The following is a 16,618-nucleotide window of genomic DNA, read 5'->3' as shown; positions in this document are numbered from 1 at the left end:
ATCACCACTCCTCGTGGCCCGGGTAGAGCGGGAAGTCGTCGGCCAGTTTCTTCACGCGGGCGCGCAGCGCGGCAACGTCTGCCCCGCCCTTGAGCGCGGTGGCGATGATGTCCGCGACCTCGGTGAATTCGGTGGAGCCGAAGCCGCGGGTGGCCAGCGCCGGGGTACCGATGCGCAGGCCGGAGGTGACCATCGGCGGACGAGGATCGAACGGCACGGCATTGCGGTTGACCGTGATGCCGGCCTCGTGCAGCAGGTCTTCGGCCTGTTTGCCGTCCAGGTCGGAGTTGCGCAGGTCCACCAGGACCAGGTGCACGTCGGTGCCGCCGGTCAGCACCGAAACGCCGGCCTCGGCCACATCGGCGGCGGTCAGGCGTTCGGCCAGGATCCGGGCGCCTTCCAGCACGCGTTCCTGGCGCAGCTTGAATTCCTCGCCGGCGGCAATCTTGAAGGCCACGGCCTTGGCCGCCACCACATGCATCAGCGGGCCGCCCTGCTGGCCTGGGAACACCGCGGAGTTGACCTTCTTGGCAAAGGCTTGCTTGCCCAGGATCACGCCGGAACGCGGCCCGGCCAGGGTCTTGTGAACGGTGGAGGTGACGAGGTCCGAATGCGGCACCGGGTTCGGATGCAGCCCGGCCGCGACCAGCCCGGCGAAGTGCGCCATGTCGGTCCAGAAATAGGCTCCGACCTCATCGGCGATGGAGCGGAAGGCTTCGAAGTCCAACTGCCGCGGGTAGGCGGACCAGCCGGCCACGATCACGTTCGGGCGCTCGGCCAGGGCCTGCTCGCGGACCTTGTCCATGTCCACCCGGAAGGTCTGCGGGTCCACCTCGTAGGCGGCCACCTGGTAGAGCTTGCCGGAGAAGTTCAGCTTCATGCCGTGCGTCAGGTGTCCGCCGTGCGCCAGCGACAGGCCCATCATCTTGTCGCCCGGCTGGATGAGGGCGGAGAGGGCGGCAGCGTTGGCCTGGGCGCCGGCGTGCGGCTGGACGTTGGCGAACTCCGCGCCGAAGAGCGACTTGGCCCGCTCAATCGCCAGGTTTTCCGCGACGTCTACGTGCTCACAGCCGCCGTAATAGCGGCGTCCCGGGTAACCCTCGGCGTACTTGTTGGTCAGGACCGAGCCCTGGACTTCCAGCACCGAACGCGGCGCGAAGTTTTCGGAGGCGATCATTTCAAGGGTGTCGCGCTGGCGGCTGAGTTCGGCACCGATCACAGCGGCGATTTCAGGATCAACCTGGGACAACGGCAGATCGGTCACAGAGGGCGTGGAAGTCACGGGGAGAATCTCCTGGGTGGTGGGCTTATCTCACTGCTACAGGCCAGATTACCGGGTGCAGATACCGCACGCATGACGCGTTACCAGCTCCGGACACACTCCGGCCCAAACGTGACCTTACGTCCCAGGCGTGCGATCCGTGGTCTGCATCTGCAGGAGCGGTGATCGATGATCTCCGCGCCTGCTGCCGCTTCCTGGTGGTGTCCCACCTAACGCCAGTTGCGGCGAGCCAATCCTAACAGCCAGTCACCCCGTCGGCCGGTCCGAAAGCGTGACCTTCACCGTGCTGGTGTCGCTGCCGCGGCGGATTTCCACGGTGACCACATCGCCCGGATCGTGCTTCCGCAGGACGGCCAGCAGGTCCTCGGCCGTTTCCAGGTCCTCTCCGTCCACGCTCACGAGCACGTCTCCAGGCCGGATTCCCGCCTTGTCGGCCGGGCCGCCGTTGGTAACATTGAGCGCCACGACGCCGCCGGCCTGCGGCATCCCCAGCTGCTGTGCGATCTCGGGGGTGATGGTGGCAGGGGCCAGCCCCATGAAAGCGTGCTTGGCGACACCGTTTTTGAGCAGCTCCCCCGCAACTTCCTTGGCGGTTGCAGCAGGAATGGCGAAGCCCAGCGACACCGCGCCTGCCTCCGGCGGAATATAGGCCTCGCTGATGCCCACCAACTGGCCCTGCGAATTGACGGCGGCGCCGCCCGAGTTGCCGGGGCTGATCGCGGCGTCGGTCTGGATCAAGTCCACCAGCGCCAGACTGGACGAGGACGAGCCCGGAATGGAACGGTGCAGGCCGGAGATGATGCCGCCGTCGCAGTATTCTCGAAGCCCAGCGGCGAACCGATCACCACGGCCAGTTCGCCGATCCTCGGCAGCGCCGGCGCAAACGTGACGGCCGGGAGCCCGTCGCGCCCGGTCCGCACCAATGCCAGATCGGACACCGTGTCCGTCGCCAGCACCTGCCCGGAGCTGCGCTGTCCATCGGCAAAGGCCACCTCCACCTTGGTGCTGTCGCCGACCACGTGTTCGTTGGTCAGGATCAGGCCGTCTTTGGAATAGACCACGCCGCTGCCCAAGCCACCCTTGGTGAAAATCGTGACCACGGACGGCTGCACGCTCTCCACAATGCCGGGAATGCCACCGGCCGGCTGCGCTCCCCCGGTTTGCCCGGCCGCGCCGCCCTGCGTTTGGGTGGCCCCGCCGCTCGCGGTCGGCCCCGAACTGCCGCCGCCGGTGCAGCCGGCCAAGGCAATGATGACTGCGGCGGCCAGCAGGACCCGCCGGGGGCTGCTGCGCAGCGGGTTGTGACGTTCCAGATGCGTCATGGCACGGCCTTCCGTCATCGCTGCTGCCACCCTAGCGCCAACGGGGTCAGGAGAAAACGGCGCCGCGGTAACAGCCAGCGCCGGAGACAGCCCGACTCCAGCCTCGGCCAGGACGCGCTACGCCCCGGCTCGGCTCGTTGTGCCGCCCGCCCCGCACCCGTCACCTCGGCCAGGACGCGCTACGCCCGGCTCGGCTCGCCGTATTGCTCGCCCGGCGCCCCGGCCCGCCCGGCCCGCGCCGGAATACCCTGCTGCCCGCCGCCGTTGCAGTCCATAGAAGTTGAAGTGTCAACAAAATAAAGGAGCATCGTGGCGGACCAGGCGACAGGCAGCGGTCATCAGCTGCAGACCGTGGTGATCGGCGCCGGCCAGGCTGGCTTGAGCGCCGCCTACCAGTTGGCCCGCCGCGGGCTGGATCCCGAACGCGATTTCGTGGTGCTCGACGCCAATGACGGCCCGGGCGGCGCTTGGCGCCACCGCTGGCCTTCGCTGACCTTCGACGCCGCGCACGGCCTGCACGATCTCCCCGGTCTGCCGCTAGGGGTTCCGGACCCGCATGAGCCGTCCTCCGCCGTCGTCCGCCGTTACTACGGTGCCTACGAGCAGCAGTTCCAGCTGCCCGTGCACCGCCCCGTCCGCGTCACCTCCATTGACGACGACGGTGACCTCCTGCGGGTGCGCAGCGACACCGGCGAGTGGCTGGCACGCACGGTGATCAGCGGCACCGGAACCTGGGACAAGCCGTACTGGCCGCACTACCCCGGGCAGGAAACCTTCCGCGGCCGCCAGCTGCATACCCGGGACTTCTGGTCGGCCGGCGAGTTCCGCGGGCAGCGCGTGCTGGTGGTCGGCGGCGGCACCTCCGCGCTGCAGTTCCTGCTGCAACTGGATGCCGCCGGGGCCGACACCCTCTGGTCCACCCGCCGCGCACCCGACTTCACCGCCACCCCGTTCGACAAGGAGTGGGGCGTTGACGTGGAACGCCGAGTCAACGAACGCACCCGTGCCGGGCTGCCCACCCTCAGCGTGGTTGCCGCCACCGGCCTGCCGCTGACCGAGACCTACCAGCAGGGCATTGAAGCCGGCGTCCTCGTCTCGCGGGGCAAGCTGGCCCGGATCACGGAGCATGGCGTCGAATTCGCCGACGGGTCCACCGAAGACGTCGATGTGATCCTCTGGGCCACCGGTTTCCGGCCGTCGCTGGACCATCTGGTGCCGCTGCGGCTGCGCGAACCCGGCGGCGGCATCATGATGGCCGAGGACGGCGTCTCCGTGGTGAAGGAACCGCGCCTTTTCCTGGTCGGATACGGCGCCTCCGCGTCCACGGTCGGTGCCACCCGCGCCGGCCGCGCCGCCGCCATCTCGGCCACCAAGCGTCTTGCCGCCGAAGCGGAACGACAGCCGGTAGCCTAGGACTCGTGACTGACGCCGCCTCTCCCACCGCCTACACCCTCACGCTTTCCTGCCCGGACCGCCCCGGCATAGTGCATGCCGTTGCCGGCGCCCTGGTACAGGCCGGCGGGAACATCACGGAATCGCAGCAGTATGAGAGCCCGCAGTCGGGGCGCTTCTTCATGCGGGTGGCGGTGGGCACCGACCAGTCCTACACAGAGCTCCACGACCGGCTGCAGCCGGTGGCGCAGGAGTTCGGCATGACCTGGAAGCTGCGCCGCGAGGGCGTCAAGATGCGCACGCTGCTGATGGCATCGAAGTCGGGACACTGCCTGAACCACCTGTTGTTCCTGCAGCGCTCCGGCACACTGCCGATCGAGATCCCCGCCATCGTCTCCAACCACACGGATCTGTCCGATCTGGCTTCGTTCTACGGCATCCCCTTCCACCACATTCCCGTCACGCCGGACACCAAGCCGCAGGCCGAGCAGGCGCTGTTGGACCTGGCCACAGAACACGACGTGGAACTGGTGGTCCTGGCCCGCTATATGCAGGTGCTCAGCAACGAACTCTGCACCGAACTGGCCGGCAAGGCGATTAACATCCACCACTCGTTCCTGCCCAGCTTCAAGGGCGCCAAGCCCTACCATCAGGCCCATGCCCGCGGCGTGAAGCTCATTGGCGCCACCGCGCACTATGTCACCGCGGACCTGGACGAGGGCCCCATCATCGACCAGGAAGTCATCCCGGTCCGCCACTCTCATACCGCCGAGCAGTTCGTGGCGCTGGGCCGCGACGTCGAAGCCCGGGCGCTGGCCCGCGCGGTGCAGTGGCATGCCGAACACCGCGTGCTGCTGGACGGAAACCGCACCGTCGTCTTCAATTAGCCCGTCCCGGGCACCGCTGATCACGACGGCGGTGCTCGGCCCTGTGCCGCGGCCCACCCAGGGCGTACTCTCGACGGATGGGCAACCATGAGCCGGAGCTGAAGGCGTTCTATGACCGCCAGGCTCCCGCCCGCGACCGGCGTGCTCGGGATCCGAAGAGGGACGAGGCCAGGCAGGCGTTCATCGCGTCCCTCGTCGCGGCGCACCGGCACAGCGTGTTGGAGATCGGCTGCGGCACGGGTGCGGACGGGCTGGCGTTCAAGGCCGCGGGCATCCGCTACACCGGCGTCGACCTGTCCGAGGAAAACGTCCGGATTGCCCGTGCCAAGAATTTGGAGGCGGTGGTCGGCTCGGTGCGCGAGTTGCCGTTCGCCAGCGGCACGTTTTCGGCCGGTTGGACCATGAGCACGCTGCTGCATGTTCCCGATCGGGACCTCCCGGATGTCCTGGCCGAGACGATGCGCGTCCTGGCCGCGGGCGCTCCGCTGGCGGTCGGACTCTGGTCCGGCGACGACGAGGAGGTCACCGTTGCGGACGACGAGATCCAGCAGAACCGCTTCTTCAGCCGCCGCCGCGACGAAACCGTGCGTCGGCTCTTCGGCGAGCACGGGCTGGTCTCCGGCTTCACCACCTGGGACCGGCCGGGAACTGGCCGGCACTACCAGTTCTTCATCGTGACCAAGCCCTGACCGGGCAGATACCGGCACGGCGACGGGCCAGATACCAGCACGGCACGTCTGTCACGCACCCGCTGAAGCGCCGCCGACTGGCTAGGCTGGTGCCATGGCCCACATCATCACCATTGCCGGCATGCTGCCGGCCGTCGACCTGTCTGCCTTTGTTGCGCCCACGGCCACGCTCAGCGGGGACGTGGCCCTGGCCGCTGATTCCAGCGCGTTCTATGGCGTGAGCGTCCGCGGTGACACCGCTCCCATCCGGGTCGGCGAACGCAGCAACCTGCAGGACAACGTGGTCCTGCACGCCGACCCCGGTTTCCCCTGCACGGTCGGCGCCGGCGTCAGTGTCGGCCATGCCGCCGTGATCCATGGGTGCACCGTCGAGGACAACTGCCTGATCGGCATGAGCGCCACCATCATGAACGGTGCCGTAGTGGGCGAAGGTTCGCTGGTGGCAGCCGGCGCCGTCGTGCTGGAGGGTACGCAGATTCCGCCGCGCTCCCTCGTGGCCGGCGTCCCTGCCAAGGTCCGCCGCGAGCTGACCGAGGAAGAGTACCAATCCGTCCTCGACAACGCCTCCCGCTACGTGGAGCTCGCTGCCCTGCACCGCGACGCGATCGACGACGCCACCGAGCAGTAGGCGCCCCACGCCGTCCGGTGCCCCGCGGCGGCGCCGGCGTCGCCGGCGTCGCCAGCGTCGCAATCGAGACCACCTTGCGTTAACTTCTTGACTACAAGCTGCAGCTGGCGCACGCTTTTATGTATGTCAGCTGAACCGCCGTCCACTCTTGAGGCCTCGTCGCCCTCCGGTCCGCGAGGCGCCCAGCACCGGCCTGGCTCCCAGGGCGCCCTGCGCCGGCGGAACAGCCAACGAATCCTGCAGGCGTTGATGGCCCGCGGCCCGCTGACCCAGGCGGAGCTGTCCCGGCACACCGGCCTATCCACCGCCACCGTGTCCAACATCGTCAAGGCGATGGCCGAAGACGGCTTGGTCAGCACCGCACCGACCACCAGTTCGGGCCGTCGGGCACTGTCGGTCCGGATCGACGGCCGCGGCGCCGTCGCCGTCGGGGTGGATTTCGGCCGCCGGCACGTGCAGGTTGTGCTGGTGAGCCTGGACCACCGGGTGCTCGCCGCGGATGCCGTCGAATTGCCGCTCGGCCACGACGCCGAGCAGGGCATTGACGCCGCCGCCCGGCTGGTCCAGCGGCTGCTGGATGAAAACTCCGTCTCCCCCGGCGCGGTGCTTGGCGTCGGTGCCGGAATCCCTGGGCCGATCGATCGCCGGACCGGCACCGTGATCCACGGTGCCATCCTGCCTGAATGGGTGGGCATCAACCTACTCGCAAGGCTGCAGGAACGGTTCGGCGCCGACGTTTTCGTGGACAACGACGCCAATCTGGGCGCGCTCGCGCAGGTCAGCTGGGGCCCGTACCAGCACGCCCAGAATCTGCTCTTTCTGAAAATCGGATCGGGTATTGGTGCGGGCCTGGTCCTCAACGGCGAACTGTATTACGGCCACATCGGGGTCACGGGCGAGGTTGGCCACGCCACCGTGGCCGAACACGGCGTGATCTGCCGCTGCGGCAACCGCGGCTGCCTAGAGACTGTCGCGTCTACGTCCACCATGATCGATTTGCTCAGCCACGGCCGCGGCGCCCCGATCGGCACGGAGGATATAGTCCGCATCGCCCTGGACGGCGACCCGGCCGCCCTCCGCGTGATCGAGGATGCCGGTCTGGCGGTGGGGCGTGCACTGGCCAACGTCTGCAACTTGCTCAACCCCGAATTCATCGTGGTCGGTGGCCCGCTCACCGGCCTCGGCAGCATCTTGTTGGACCCGGTGCGGCGCGGGCTGCTGCGTCATGTGGTGCCGATCGTCGGCGAATCGACCGACCTGGCGATGTCCACCCTGGGCAGCCGCGCAGAGGCATTGGGGGCCGCTACGCTGGTGCTGCAGCAGGCCGAGCTGCCCTTCGCCTAAGCGCGCCGCCGACCGACAGTTGGGTAACGCTTTGCGTTCAACTCTTGACGACAAGGTGTGTGACGGAGTTAACTTCCTTCAAGCCACACATCCGTGTGCGGGTCATGCAGACCCCGTGGCCACAGACTGTTGATTGATGGAGGCGTTATGCGACGCATAGCTATGCTCGCCAGCGTTGCGGCTGCAGGTTTGCTCCTGTCCGCTTGCGGCGGTGGAAGCGCGGTTGAGGATGCCAACCCCTCAGAAGCGACGGGTTCGGTGGGAGTCTTCACCTGGTGGGCGGACGGTTCCGAGAAGGTCGGGCTGGATGCACTGGTGGACATCTTCTCCGAGCAGTACCCGGACCTGAAGTTCGACAACCTTGCCGTCGCCGGCGGCGCCGGCAGCCAGGCCAAGAGCGTCCTGGCCGCCAACCTGAAGTCGGGCAATCCGCCGGACTCGTTCCAGGCCCACGCAGGCGCCGAGCTGCAGGACTACATCGCCGCCGACCAGCTCGAAGACCTCACCTCGTTCTACGAGGAAGCCAAGCTGAACGAGGCCTTCCCGAAGGACCTGCTGGACCGCCTCACCGTTGACGGCAAGATCTACTCCGTTCCGTCGAACATCCACCGTGCCAACGTGGTGTGGGCCAACGTCGACGTGCTCAAGAAGGCCGGCCTTGACCCGGACAAGCCGGCGGCCGACCTTGACGCCTGGTTCGCGGACATGGACAAGATCAAGGAGTCCGGAACCACCCCGCTGGCCGTGGCCGGCACCTGGACCCAGGTACAGCTGTTCGAGAACATCCTGCTGGCCACCCTTGGCGCCGAAGGCTACAACGGACTCTGGGACGGCACCACCGATTGGGCCGGCGCAGACGTCACCAAGGCCATCGAGAACTACAAGAAGGCGCTCAGCTACACCAACTCCGACCGTGACACCCTCAGCGACTGGGGTCCGGCCACGCAACTGGTGGAGGACGGCGCAGCGGCCTACAACGTGATGGGCGACTGGGCCGAAGCCAAGTTCTCCCAGGACGGCAAGAAGCCCGGCGAGGATTATGTCTACTTCCCGACCCCCGGGACCGACGGCGTCTTCGACTTCCTGGCGGACTCGTTCACGCTGCCCAAGGGCGCCAAGAACCCCGACGGCTCCAAGGCGTGGCTGACCACCATCTCCAGTGTTGACGGCCAGCAGGCCTTCAACGCGGCGAAGGGCTCCATCCCGGCCCGCACGGACGTGCCGTCCGACAAGTTCGGCGAGTACCAGAAGAGCGCCATCGAGGACTTCTCATCTGACACGATCGTGTCCTCACTGGCCCACGGTGCCGCAGTCCCCGTGGCCTGGCTGAACGAACTGAGCACCGCGGTGAGCAAGTTCGGCGGTCCGCAGGATGTGGCGGCGCTGCAGGAATCCGCGGCGTCCATCGCCGAGAAGTTCCAGCAGTAACCAGGACACCCCCGGACGGGCGGGCGCGGCAGAACCCCCGCGCCCGCCCTTCCACGTCCCACCCGGTGTGCCGGCGGCGGCACAAGGAGAATTTCATGTTCAAGAAAGTCAAGACCTGGGGCCCGGCGCTGGCCCTGATCTCCCCCACCCTCGTCCTGCTGGCCGTCTTCGTCTATGCACTGATTGCGGAAAACGTCCGCATCTCGATGACCAATCAGCACACCGCCCGGCCGTCGTCGGACTTCGTCGGCCTGGAGAACTACTTCCGGCTGTTCGGGGACGCAGATTTCCAGCACGCGCTGCGCAACCTGCTCCTGCTCACCGTGGTGTTCCTGGCCGGCACGCTGATCTTCGGTTTCCTCTGGGCTTGGATCCTGGAGCGGCCCGCTTTTGGCGAGGGGTTCTTCCGTTCGGTCTACCTCTTCCCGATGGCCGTCTCCTTCATTGCTTCCGGCGTGGTGTGGCGCTGGCTGCTCTCCAGCCTGCAGACCGACCAGTCCGGCGGGGAGCGCACCACCGGCCTGAACCGGTTGCTGGACAGCGTGGGGCTCGGTTTCCTGCAGAACAGCTGGTGGTCGGACCCCAACTGGGGCATTGCTGCCATCGCCGTGCCGGCCATCTGGCAGCTCTCCGGCTACGTGATGGCCCTGTTCCTGGCCGGCTTCCGCGGCATCCCGGAAGAACTGCGCGAAGCGGCGCGGATCGACGGCTGCAGCGAATGGAAGCTCTACCGGCACGTGATCTTCCCGCAACTGAGCCCGGTGATGCTCTCGGCCGTCATCATCATCGGCCACATGTCGTTGAAGTTGTTCGACCTGATCCGCGCCATCGTTCCGGATGCCAACACGTACGACATACAGGTCCCGGCCACCATGATGTGGGTCAAGTACATCGGCAGCGACTACGCCGACTCGGCGGCCATCGGCACCATCATGCTGGTGCTCGTGGCGCTGGTGGTTGTGCCGTACCTCGTCTACACCTCGCGGCAGGAGAAACGCTGATGACCACCGCAACCGTCCCGCCGCCCGTCGAGGTCGCCAAGCCCCGTCCGCCGGCGCCGCGCACCGGCCGGCAGCGGATGAACCGGACGCTCAAATACGCCATCCTGCTGCTGTTCGTGTTCGTGGTGCTGATTCCGGCGTACGTCCTGTTCATCACCAGTTTCAAGGGCCCGTCCGACGCCGATCCCTCCACCGCCTGGCTCCTGCCCACCACATGGGAAACCGCGGGCTGGGCCAAGGCCTGGGACACCCTGGCCCCGGCGCTGGGCCGCACCTTCGCCATGGTCATTCCGGCATCGATCATCTCCGCTTTCCTCGGCTCGATGAACGGCTTCGTGCTCTCGCGCTGGCGCTTCCCGTACGCCAACGTCGTCTTCACGCTGATCCTGTTCGGCATGTTCATCCCCTACCAGGCCGTGATGATCCCGCTGACCCAGTTGATGCAGGGCCTCGGGGTGCCCAACGGCATCCCCTCGCTGCTGGTGCTGCACATCGTCTACGGCCTGCCCATTTGCACGCTGATCTTCCGCAACTACTACGAGTCCGTACCGTCGGAGCTGATCGAAGCCGCGCGGATGGACGGCGCCGGACTGCTGCGCACCTACGCCTCGGTGATCCTGCCGATCTCCACCCCGGGCTTCGTGGTGGTGCTGATTTGGCAGTTCACCTCGGCTTGGAACGACTACCTGTTCGCCGCGTTCTTCTCGTCCGGTTCCAACGGCCCGGTCACCATCGCGCTGAGTTTCCTGGCCGGCGGGCAGCTGACCGACTACGCCGCATCGATGGCCGGCGCGCTGATCGCCTCGCTGCCCACGCTGCTGGTCTACATCATCCTGGGCAAGTACTTCGTCGGCGGCCTGATGAGCGGGTCGGTCAAGGGATAACCACGGCGGTCCAGTGCGGCGCGTTGGCCGGGGCTAAACCGTCGGCGGCGGTTCTTGCTGAAGAATGGGGAGCGTGACTTCGAACCGGGTGTGCCAAACGGCTGTCTCTTCAGTGGTGCTGCTCCTGGGGCTTTCCGCCTGTTCCGTCGATCCTGCACCATCCGCCGCGGCCCCCTCTGTTGCCGACTGCCTTGCCCGCGACGGTGCAGCGCTGGCCCCGGCATCCGGTGTGCTCGCCGGCGTGAACCTAGACTGGGAGCAGGAGACGCTGCAGGAATACGGCAAGGCCCTGGGCCGCAGGCCGGCTGTGGTTGTCAGCTTCGCTTCCTTCCCGCTGAGCAGCGATGCTGCGGCGAACCTGGAGTCAGCGTTTGAACAGGTCAGGACGGAAGGCGGAATCCTGCTCCTGACCCTCGAGCCGCGGGCCGGACTGGCAGCGGTGACGTCGCAAGTCTCGGATGATCTCGCAACCACTCTTGACCGTTACAACCGGGCCGGCGTGCCCGTCATCGTACGCTTCGCCCATGAGATGAACGGCTCTTGGTACGAATGGGGCCAGCAGCCGGATGCGTACAAGGCAGCGTTCCGTCGGGTGGCGGAGTCGATCCACCGTATTGCCCCGGGCAGCGCCACCATGTGGGCCCCCAACTATGGTGGCGGCTATCCGTTTGCCGGCGGACAGCACCAGGCCGAGCCGCAGAGCCAGGACTTCCTGGACCTGGACACTAACAAGGACGGGACGATCACCGGCGATGACGATCCCTACGCGCCGTACTACCCGGGCGACGAGGCTGTCGACTGGGTGGGAATGTCGCTCTACCACTGGGGTAACACCTACCCCTGGGGTGCCAACGTTGTGCCGGAGGACGGAAAATTCCTGCAGCAGCTGACCGGGACGTACAACGGCGGTGGTGGCAATGACCTGCCCGTCCCTGATTTCTACGCCGAGTACGGCACGGAACGCGGCAAACCTGTAGCAGTTCCCGAAACAGCAGCGTTGAGCATCCCCGGCCGGGCCGGTGCCAAGGAACTGGCAATCAAGCAGGCCTGGTGGCGTCAGCTGTTCGATCCGCGCATCCCCGAGGTTTACCCGCAGCTGAAGATGGTCAATTGGTTCGAATGGAACAAGCACGAGGTAGAGGTCGACGCCGTGGTGGACTGGCGCTCCACCGGCACTTCCGCCCTTGCCGGGGCTTTCACCGCGGACCTACCGGAGTGGTTCCGGTTCGCCGAACAGCCGCAACCCTGCGTGCCCGAATCCTGAGTCCGTCAACGTTCCACTGGCCGCACGTCATTGCTAAAGAAACCTTGCTCCGGCTGCTCGCAGCAACCCCGTGGCCTTGTTCCTGATGGCTGTGGCCCTCGTGGGCTGCGGAGTGATGTGGGCCATCATTGCCTATGTGACCCTGCGGCAAACCGAAAGTCCGGCCCGCTTGCAGGGCCGGACCGGCGCGGCCGGCTGCCTGCTGATTTCTGCCGACGCTCAGCAGGGCCAGCCGTCGGGCGCCGGAGCGGTCGGCTTCCGCCTAGATGCTGTGGCTGCCGCTTTCGCCGCGGCGGGGGTCGTCGTTATACCGCGGGTCGTCGATGGGGCGGCCGGCCGCGTCGCCCTGTGCGGCAGAAGCATCGCCCCCGCGGGTGGTGTCCATACCCGGGTCCGTGCCACGGGTCGTATCGGTGTCTGCCCCACGATCGGTACCGTTGTCGCCGCGCTGGGCGTCGTCGTTGCGGTGGCGGTCCGACCGGCGATCACGGTCCTTGGTGTTGATGTCCGGGTCCAGGTCATCGGCCTTGCGCAGCGTCTCCTCGCTCTCGCGCCGGATTCCCTGCGCGTCCTGCTGCCGCAGTTCGGCGTCCTGGCGCAGGCGGTCGGCTTCAATTTTGGCCCGTTCTGCCTCGGCGTCCGCGCGCTGCGCTTCGGCCTGCGCCTGCATGGCGTCTGCCTCGCGCTCCCGCGCCTCCACCGACGACACCTGCGCGCCCTGCCGCATCTCCGCCGCCTGCTGGCGGTGCTCTTCCTGCTCTTCGAGCTTCCGCTTTTTGCTGCGCTTCTGCGCAAAGAAGACAATGACTCCGATGATGATCAGGATGACGACTACCGCGACGACGATTCCAATGATCATGCCTGTATCCATGGTGCGGGCTCCTTCTCGTTGGGGAATTACTGAGCCTGCTTACTTTGTACCATCGATAGGTCGGCACCGGTAGGCCGCCCGTGCCGCACGGAGGGAAGGGACACAGGTTGACCGTCCCCATGGACGTCCCAACCGGTAGGCGGCCAAGATGGAGCCATGACACCACTGCCCCGCATCGCGCCGCCGCCCTGTCTCGCGCCCGGCTCGCCCGGCCCGCTCCAGGCCACCGGCCGGCCGCTGCGCTGGGGCGTGGTGTCCACCGGGGCCATCGCCACCCTGGTCAGCGAGGACCTCGCCCGGCTGGCCGATGCCGTGCTGCAGGCCGTCAGCTCGCGCAACCATGCCAACGCCGTGGCCTTCCAGCGGCGCTTCGGCTTCGCCACTGCCTATTTCGACGGCGATGCCGGTGCCGGCTACGACCAGCTCTTCGCGGACCCGGAGGTGGACGTGGTCTACGTGGCCACGCCGCACGGCCAGCATTACGGGATCGCCCGCCGCGCCCTGGAGGCCGGCAAGCACGTGCTGTGTGAAAAGTCGCTGACCATCAATGCGCGGGAAGCTCTGGAGCTCACGGAACTGGCCGCCGACCGCGGGCTGTTCCTGATGGAAGCCGTCTGGACGCGCTTCCTGCCCATCATCAACCGCGCGTGGGAGATCCTGGCCTCCGGCGAGCTCGGCGAGGTCCGCTGGGTGCAGGCCGACCTCGGGTTTCCCGCCGTCTACGACCCGGCAGCCCGGCTCTGGAACCCCGCCGCCGGCGGCGGTGCGCTGCTGGATCTGGGCGTCTATCCGCTGACTTGGGCGCTGGGAACGCTGGGCTTCCCGCAGACGGTCTCCGCCACCGGCCTGGTCAACGACGACGGCGTGGACGCCCAGAACGCCATGACGCTCAGCTATGGCTCCGGCGCGCAGGCGCAGCTGGCCTGTTCGCTGCAGGCGGCCTCGCCGCGCACGGCCACGGTGGCCTGCACCGGCGGCTGGCTGAGGAGCAATGCGCCGCTGCACCACCCCACCGAGCTGACCATCGAGCCGCATTTGGGCGAGGCGCGGGTGGAAACCTTCACAACCGTAGGCCACGGCTACGTTTTTGAACTGCGGGAGGTCACCCGCTGCATCCAGGCCGGCCTGCAACAGAGCCCCACCATGCCGTGGGCGGACACCGTGGACACCATGCGGCTCTTCGACGGCGTGCGCGCCCAGCTGGGCGTGAGCTATGCCAACGACCGTGCGGTCCCGGTAGCGGACTGAGCCCCCACAGCACGACGGCGGCCGGCGCACCTTCACGCGGAAGGTGCGCCGGCCGCCGTCGTTCTTCAGGGCCTGGCGCCGGGCTGTGCCGCCCGGCTCCGGTTAGACCGCTTCGGCCAGCGCGGCCACAATGCGGTTCAGCGTGGCGGACGGGCGCATGACCTCGGCGGCCTTTGCCGCGTCCGGCCGGTAATAGCCGGCCAGGTCCACCGGGGAACCCTGCACGGCGTTGAGTTCGCCGACGATGGCCTCTTCGTTCTGGGCCATCTCGGCGGCAATGCCTGCGAAGGCCGCCGCCAGCTCAGTGTCGGCGGTCTGCTTGGCCAGCTCCTGTGCCCAGTACAGGGCCAGGTAGAAGTGGCTGCCGCGGTTGTCCAGCTCGCCGGCCTTGCGCTTGGGCGACTTGTTCTCCAGCAGGAACGTCCCGGTGGCTGCGTCCAGCGTGTCGGCCAGGATCTGGGCGCGGGGATTGTCCGTGCTGGTGGCCAGGTGCTCGAAGGACACTGCCAGGGCCAGGAACTCGCCCAGCGAATCCCAGCGCAGGTGGTTCTCGGCGAGCAGCTGCTGGACGTGCTTCGGAGCGGAGCCGCCGGCACCGGTCTCGAACAGGCCGCCGCCGTTGATCAGCGGCACGATGGAGAGCATCTTGGCGCTGGTGCCCAGTTCCAGGATCGGGAACAGGTCGGTCAGGTAGTCGCGGAGCACGTTGCCGGACACCGAGATGGTGTCCTCGCCCTTGCGGATGCGCTCCACGGTGAAGGCGGTGGCGTCCACCGGGGACATGATCTCGATCTGCAGGCCCTCGGTGTCGTGCTCCTTGAGGTACTCGGTCACCTTAGCGATCAGGTTGGCGTCGTGCGCACGGGTCTCGTCCAGCCAGAACACGGCCGGAGTCTGGCTGGCGCGGGCGCGGGTCACGGCCAGCTTCACCCAGTCGCGGATGGGCAGGTCCTTGGTCTGGCAGGCGCGCCAGATATCGCCCGGGAACACGTGGTGCTCGATCAGCACGGTTCCTTCCCCGTCCACAATCTGCACGGTGCCGGCGGTCTGGATCTCGAAAGTCTTGTCATGGCTGCCGTACTCTTCGGCGGCCTGGGCCATCAGGCCCACGTTGGGAACGGTGCCCATGGTGGTGGGATCGTAGGCGCCGTTGGCGCGGCAGTCGTCGATCACCACTTGGTAGATTCCGGCGTAGGAGCTGTCCGGCAGCACGGCCAGCGTGTCGGCTTCCTGGCCGTCCGGTCCCCACATGTGGCCGGAGGTGCGGATCATGGCCGGCATCGACGCATCCACAATCACGTCGGAGGGGACGTGCAGGTTGGTGATGCCCTTGTCCGAGTCCACCATCGCGATGGCCGGGCCCTGGTCCAGGCCCTTGTTGATCAGCTCCTGGACACCCTTGCGGTCCTCGGGCTCCAGCGCATCCAGCCCGTTCAGGATGGAAGCCAGGCCGTTGTTCGGGCTCAGGCCGGCTGCCGCCAGCTTGCTGCCGTAGGTCTCGAACAGCTCGGAGAAGTAGGCCTTGACCACGTGGCCGAAGATGATCGGGTCGGAGACCTTCATCATGGTGGCCTTCAGGTGCGCGGAGAAGAGCACGCCTTCTTCCTTGGCACGGGCAACCTGGGCGGCCAGGAACTCGTCCAGGGCGGCGGCGCGCATCACGGTGCCGTCGATGACCTCGCCGGCCAGCACCGGGAAGGAGTCCTTCAGCACCGTGACGGTGCCGTCCTCGGCCACCAGCTGGATCTTGATCTTGCCGTCGGCCGGCATCACCACGGACTTCTCGTTGGAGCGGAAGTCGTCGGCGTCCATGGTGGCCACGTTGGTCTTGGAGTCCGCGGTCCAGGCACCCATGCTGTGCGGGTTCTTGCGGGCGTAGTTCTTGACGGACAGCGGCGCGCGGCGGTCCGAGTTGCCCTCGCGCAGCACGGGGTTGACCGCCGAGCCCTTGATCTTGTCGTAGCGGGCGCGGATGTCCTTCTCCTCGTCGGAGGAGGGATCGTCCGGGTAGTCCGGCAGGGCATAGCCGTGCTCCTGCAGCTCCTTGATGGCCGCCTTCAGCTGCGGTACGGAAGCGCTGATGTTCGGCAGCTTGATGATGTTGGCTTCCGGCTGCTTGGCCAATTCGCCCAGTTCGGCCAAGGCATCGCCGATCCGCTGCTCGGCGGTGAGGTAGTCGCCGAAAACGGCGATGATCCGGCCGGCGAGCGAGATGTCGCGGGTCTCCACTTCCACACCCGCCGTGGAGGCGTAGGCCTCAACGATCGGCAAGAACGAATACGTGGCCAGCATCGGCGCTTCGTCGGTGTGGGTATAGATAATCTTGGCCATGGGTGAGGCGTCTCCCTGCAAAAAGTGGGTCTTCAGTGTTTACTCAA

The 16,618-nt window shown here is 67.2% G+C and carries 14 protein-coding genes and 1 pseudogene; 10 read left to right on the top strand and 5 right to left on the bottom strand.

Annotated features, from left to right (window positions below; all coding sequences use genetic code 11):
- Window position 1: 1 nt before the first annotated feature.
- From glyA to AC5RWT_RS12180, 3 genes and pseudogenes are all read right to left on the bottom strand, one after another.
- Complete coding sequence (glyA, locus tag AC5RWT_RS12190) at window positions 2-1,282, bottom strand: serine hydroxymethyltransferase (RefSeq protein WP_494044553.1); 1,281 nt, start codon at window positions 1,280-1,282, stop codon at window positions 2-4.
- A gap of 246 nt (window positions 1,283-1,528) precedes the next feature.
- Window positions 1,529-1,906: a S1C family serine protease gene (locus AC5RWT_RS12185; RefSeq protein WP_494080466.1), complete on the bottom strand. Its 378-nt coding sequence runs from the start codon at window positions 1,904-1,906 to the stop codon at window positions 1,529-1,531.
- Between the two features lie 21 nt (window positions 1,907-1,927).
- A pseudogene (locus AC5RWT_RS12180) lies at window positions 1,928-2,604 on the bottom strand (S1C family serine protease); the annotation flags it as partial.
- Window positions 2,605-2,913: 309 nt separating this feature from the next.
- On the opposite strand from AC5RWT_RS12180, the gene AC5RWT_RS12175 reads away from it, so the two are divergent.
- The 9 genes from AC5RWT_RS12175 (at window position 2,914) to AC5RWT_RS12135 (ending at window position 12,121) form a co-directional block, all read left to right on the top strand.
- Window positions 2,914-4,017, top strand: a complete 1,104-nt coding sequence (locus AC5RWT_RS12175) for an FAD-dependent oxidoreductase (protein WP_494080432.1) — start codon at window positions 2,914-2,916, stop codon at window positions 4,015-4,017.
- A gap of 5 nt (window positions 4,018-4,022) precedes the next feature.
- A complete protein-coding gene (gene purU, locus AC5RWT_RS12170; RefSeq protein ID WP_494044550.1) occupies window positions 4,023-4,883 on the top strand; it encodes a formyltetrahydrofolate deformylase in 861 nt (286 codons plus the stop codon).
- Between the two features lie 77 nt (window positions 4,884-4,960).
- The gene (locus AC5RWT_RS12165) at window positions 4,961-5,572 is read left to right on the top strand and encodes a class I SAM-dependent methyltransferase (RefSeq protein ID WP_494080431.1); all 612 of its coding nucleotides are present in this window, start codon (window positions 4,961-4,963) and stop codon (window positions 5,570-5,572) included.
- A 94-nt stretch (window positions 5,573-5,666) separates the two neighbouring features.
- Entirely contained in the window at window positions 5,667-6,200 is a 534-nt protein-coding gene (locus AC5RWT_RS12160; protein ID WP_494080430.1) for a gamma carbonic anhydrase family protein, read from the top strand.
- Between the two features lie 123 nt (window positions 6,201-6,323).
- A complete protein-coding gene (locus AC5RWT_RS12155; RefSeq protein ID WP_494080429.1) occupies window positions 6,324-7,544 on the top strand; it encodes an ROK family transcriptional regulator in 1,221 nt (406 codons plus the stop codon).
- 147 nt (window positions 7,545-7,691) lie between these two features.
- Window positions 7,692-8,972 carry an ABC transporter substrate-binding protein gene (locus AC5RWT_RS12150; protein WP_494080428.1) on the top strand — a complete coding sequence of 427 codons (1,281 nt, stop codon included), beginning with the start codon at window positions 7,692-7,694 and terminating at the stop codon, window positions 8,970-8,972.
- Window positions 8,973-9,067: 95 nt separating this feature from the next.
- Window positions 9,068-9,973, top strand: coding sequence for a carbohydrate ABC transporter permease (locus AC5RWT_RS12145; protein ID WP_364646745.1), 906 nt, complete (start codon window positions 9,068-9,070; stop codon window positions 9,971-9,973).
- Complete coding sequence (locus tag AC5RWT_RS12140) at window positions 9,973-10,857, top strand: carbohydrate ABC transporter permease (protein WP_494044544.1); 885 nt, start codon at window positions 9,973-9,975, stop codon at window positions 10,855-10,857. The genes AC5RWT_RS12145 and AC5RWT_RS12140 overlap by 1 nt, the downstream gene beginning before the upstream one ends.
- Before the next feature lie 73 nt (window positions 10,858-10,930).
- Window positions 10,931-12,121 carry a glycoside hydrolase family 26 protein gene (locus AC5RWT_RS12135; protein WP_494080427.1) on the top strand — a complete coding sequence of 397 codons (1,191 nt, stop codon included), beginning with the start codon at window positions 10,931-10,933 and terminating at the stop codon, window positions 12,119-12,121.
- Window positions 12,122-12,383: 262 nt separating this feature from the next.
- Here AC5RWT_RS12135 and AC5RWT_RS12130 read toward each other — a convergent pair whose 3' ends face one another.
- On the bottom strand, window positions 12,384-12,992 hold the full coding sequence (locus AC5RWT_RS12130; protein ID WP_494080426.1) for a hypothetical protein: 609 nt from the start codon (window positions 12,990-12,992) through the stop codon (window positions 12,384-12,386).
- A 156-nt stretch (window positions 12,993-13,148) separates the two neighbouring features.
- Between AC5RWT_RS12130 and AC5RWT_RS12125 the strand changes: the two genes are divergently transcribed.
- On the top strand, window positions 13,149-14,240 hold the full coding sequence (locus tag AC5RWT_RS12125) for a Gfo/Idh/MocA family protein (protein WP_494080425.1): 1,092 nt from the start codon (window positions 13,149-13,151) through the stop codon (window positions 14,238-14,240).
- A gap of 102 nt (window positions 14,241-14,342) precedes the next feature.
- Here AC5RWT_RS12125 and AC5RWT_RS12120 read toward each other — a convergent pair whose 3' ends face one another.
- Entirely contained in the window at window positions 14,343-16,571 is a 2,229-nt protein-coding gene (locus tag AC5RWT_RS12120) for an NADP-dependent isocitrate dehydrogenase (protein ID WP_494080424.1), read from the bottom strand.
- Between the last annotated feature and the right edge of the window lie 47 nt (window positions 16,572-16,618).

The sequence above is a fragment of the Arthrobacter sp. Dra40 genome (genome assembly GCF_059091905.1).
This window is presented reverse-complemented; position numbering and strand designations above follow the sequence as displayed.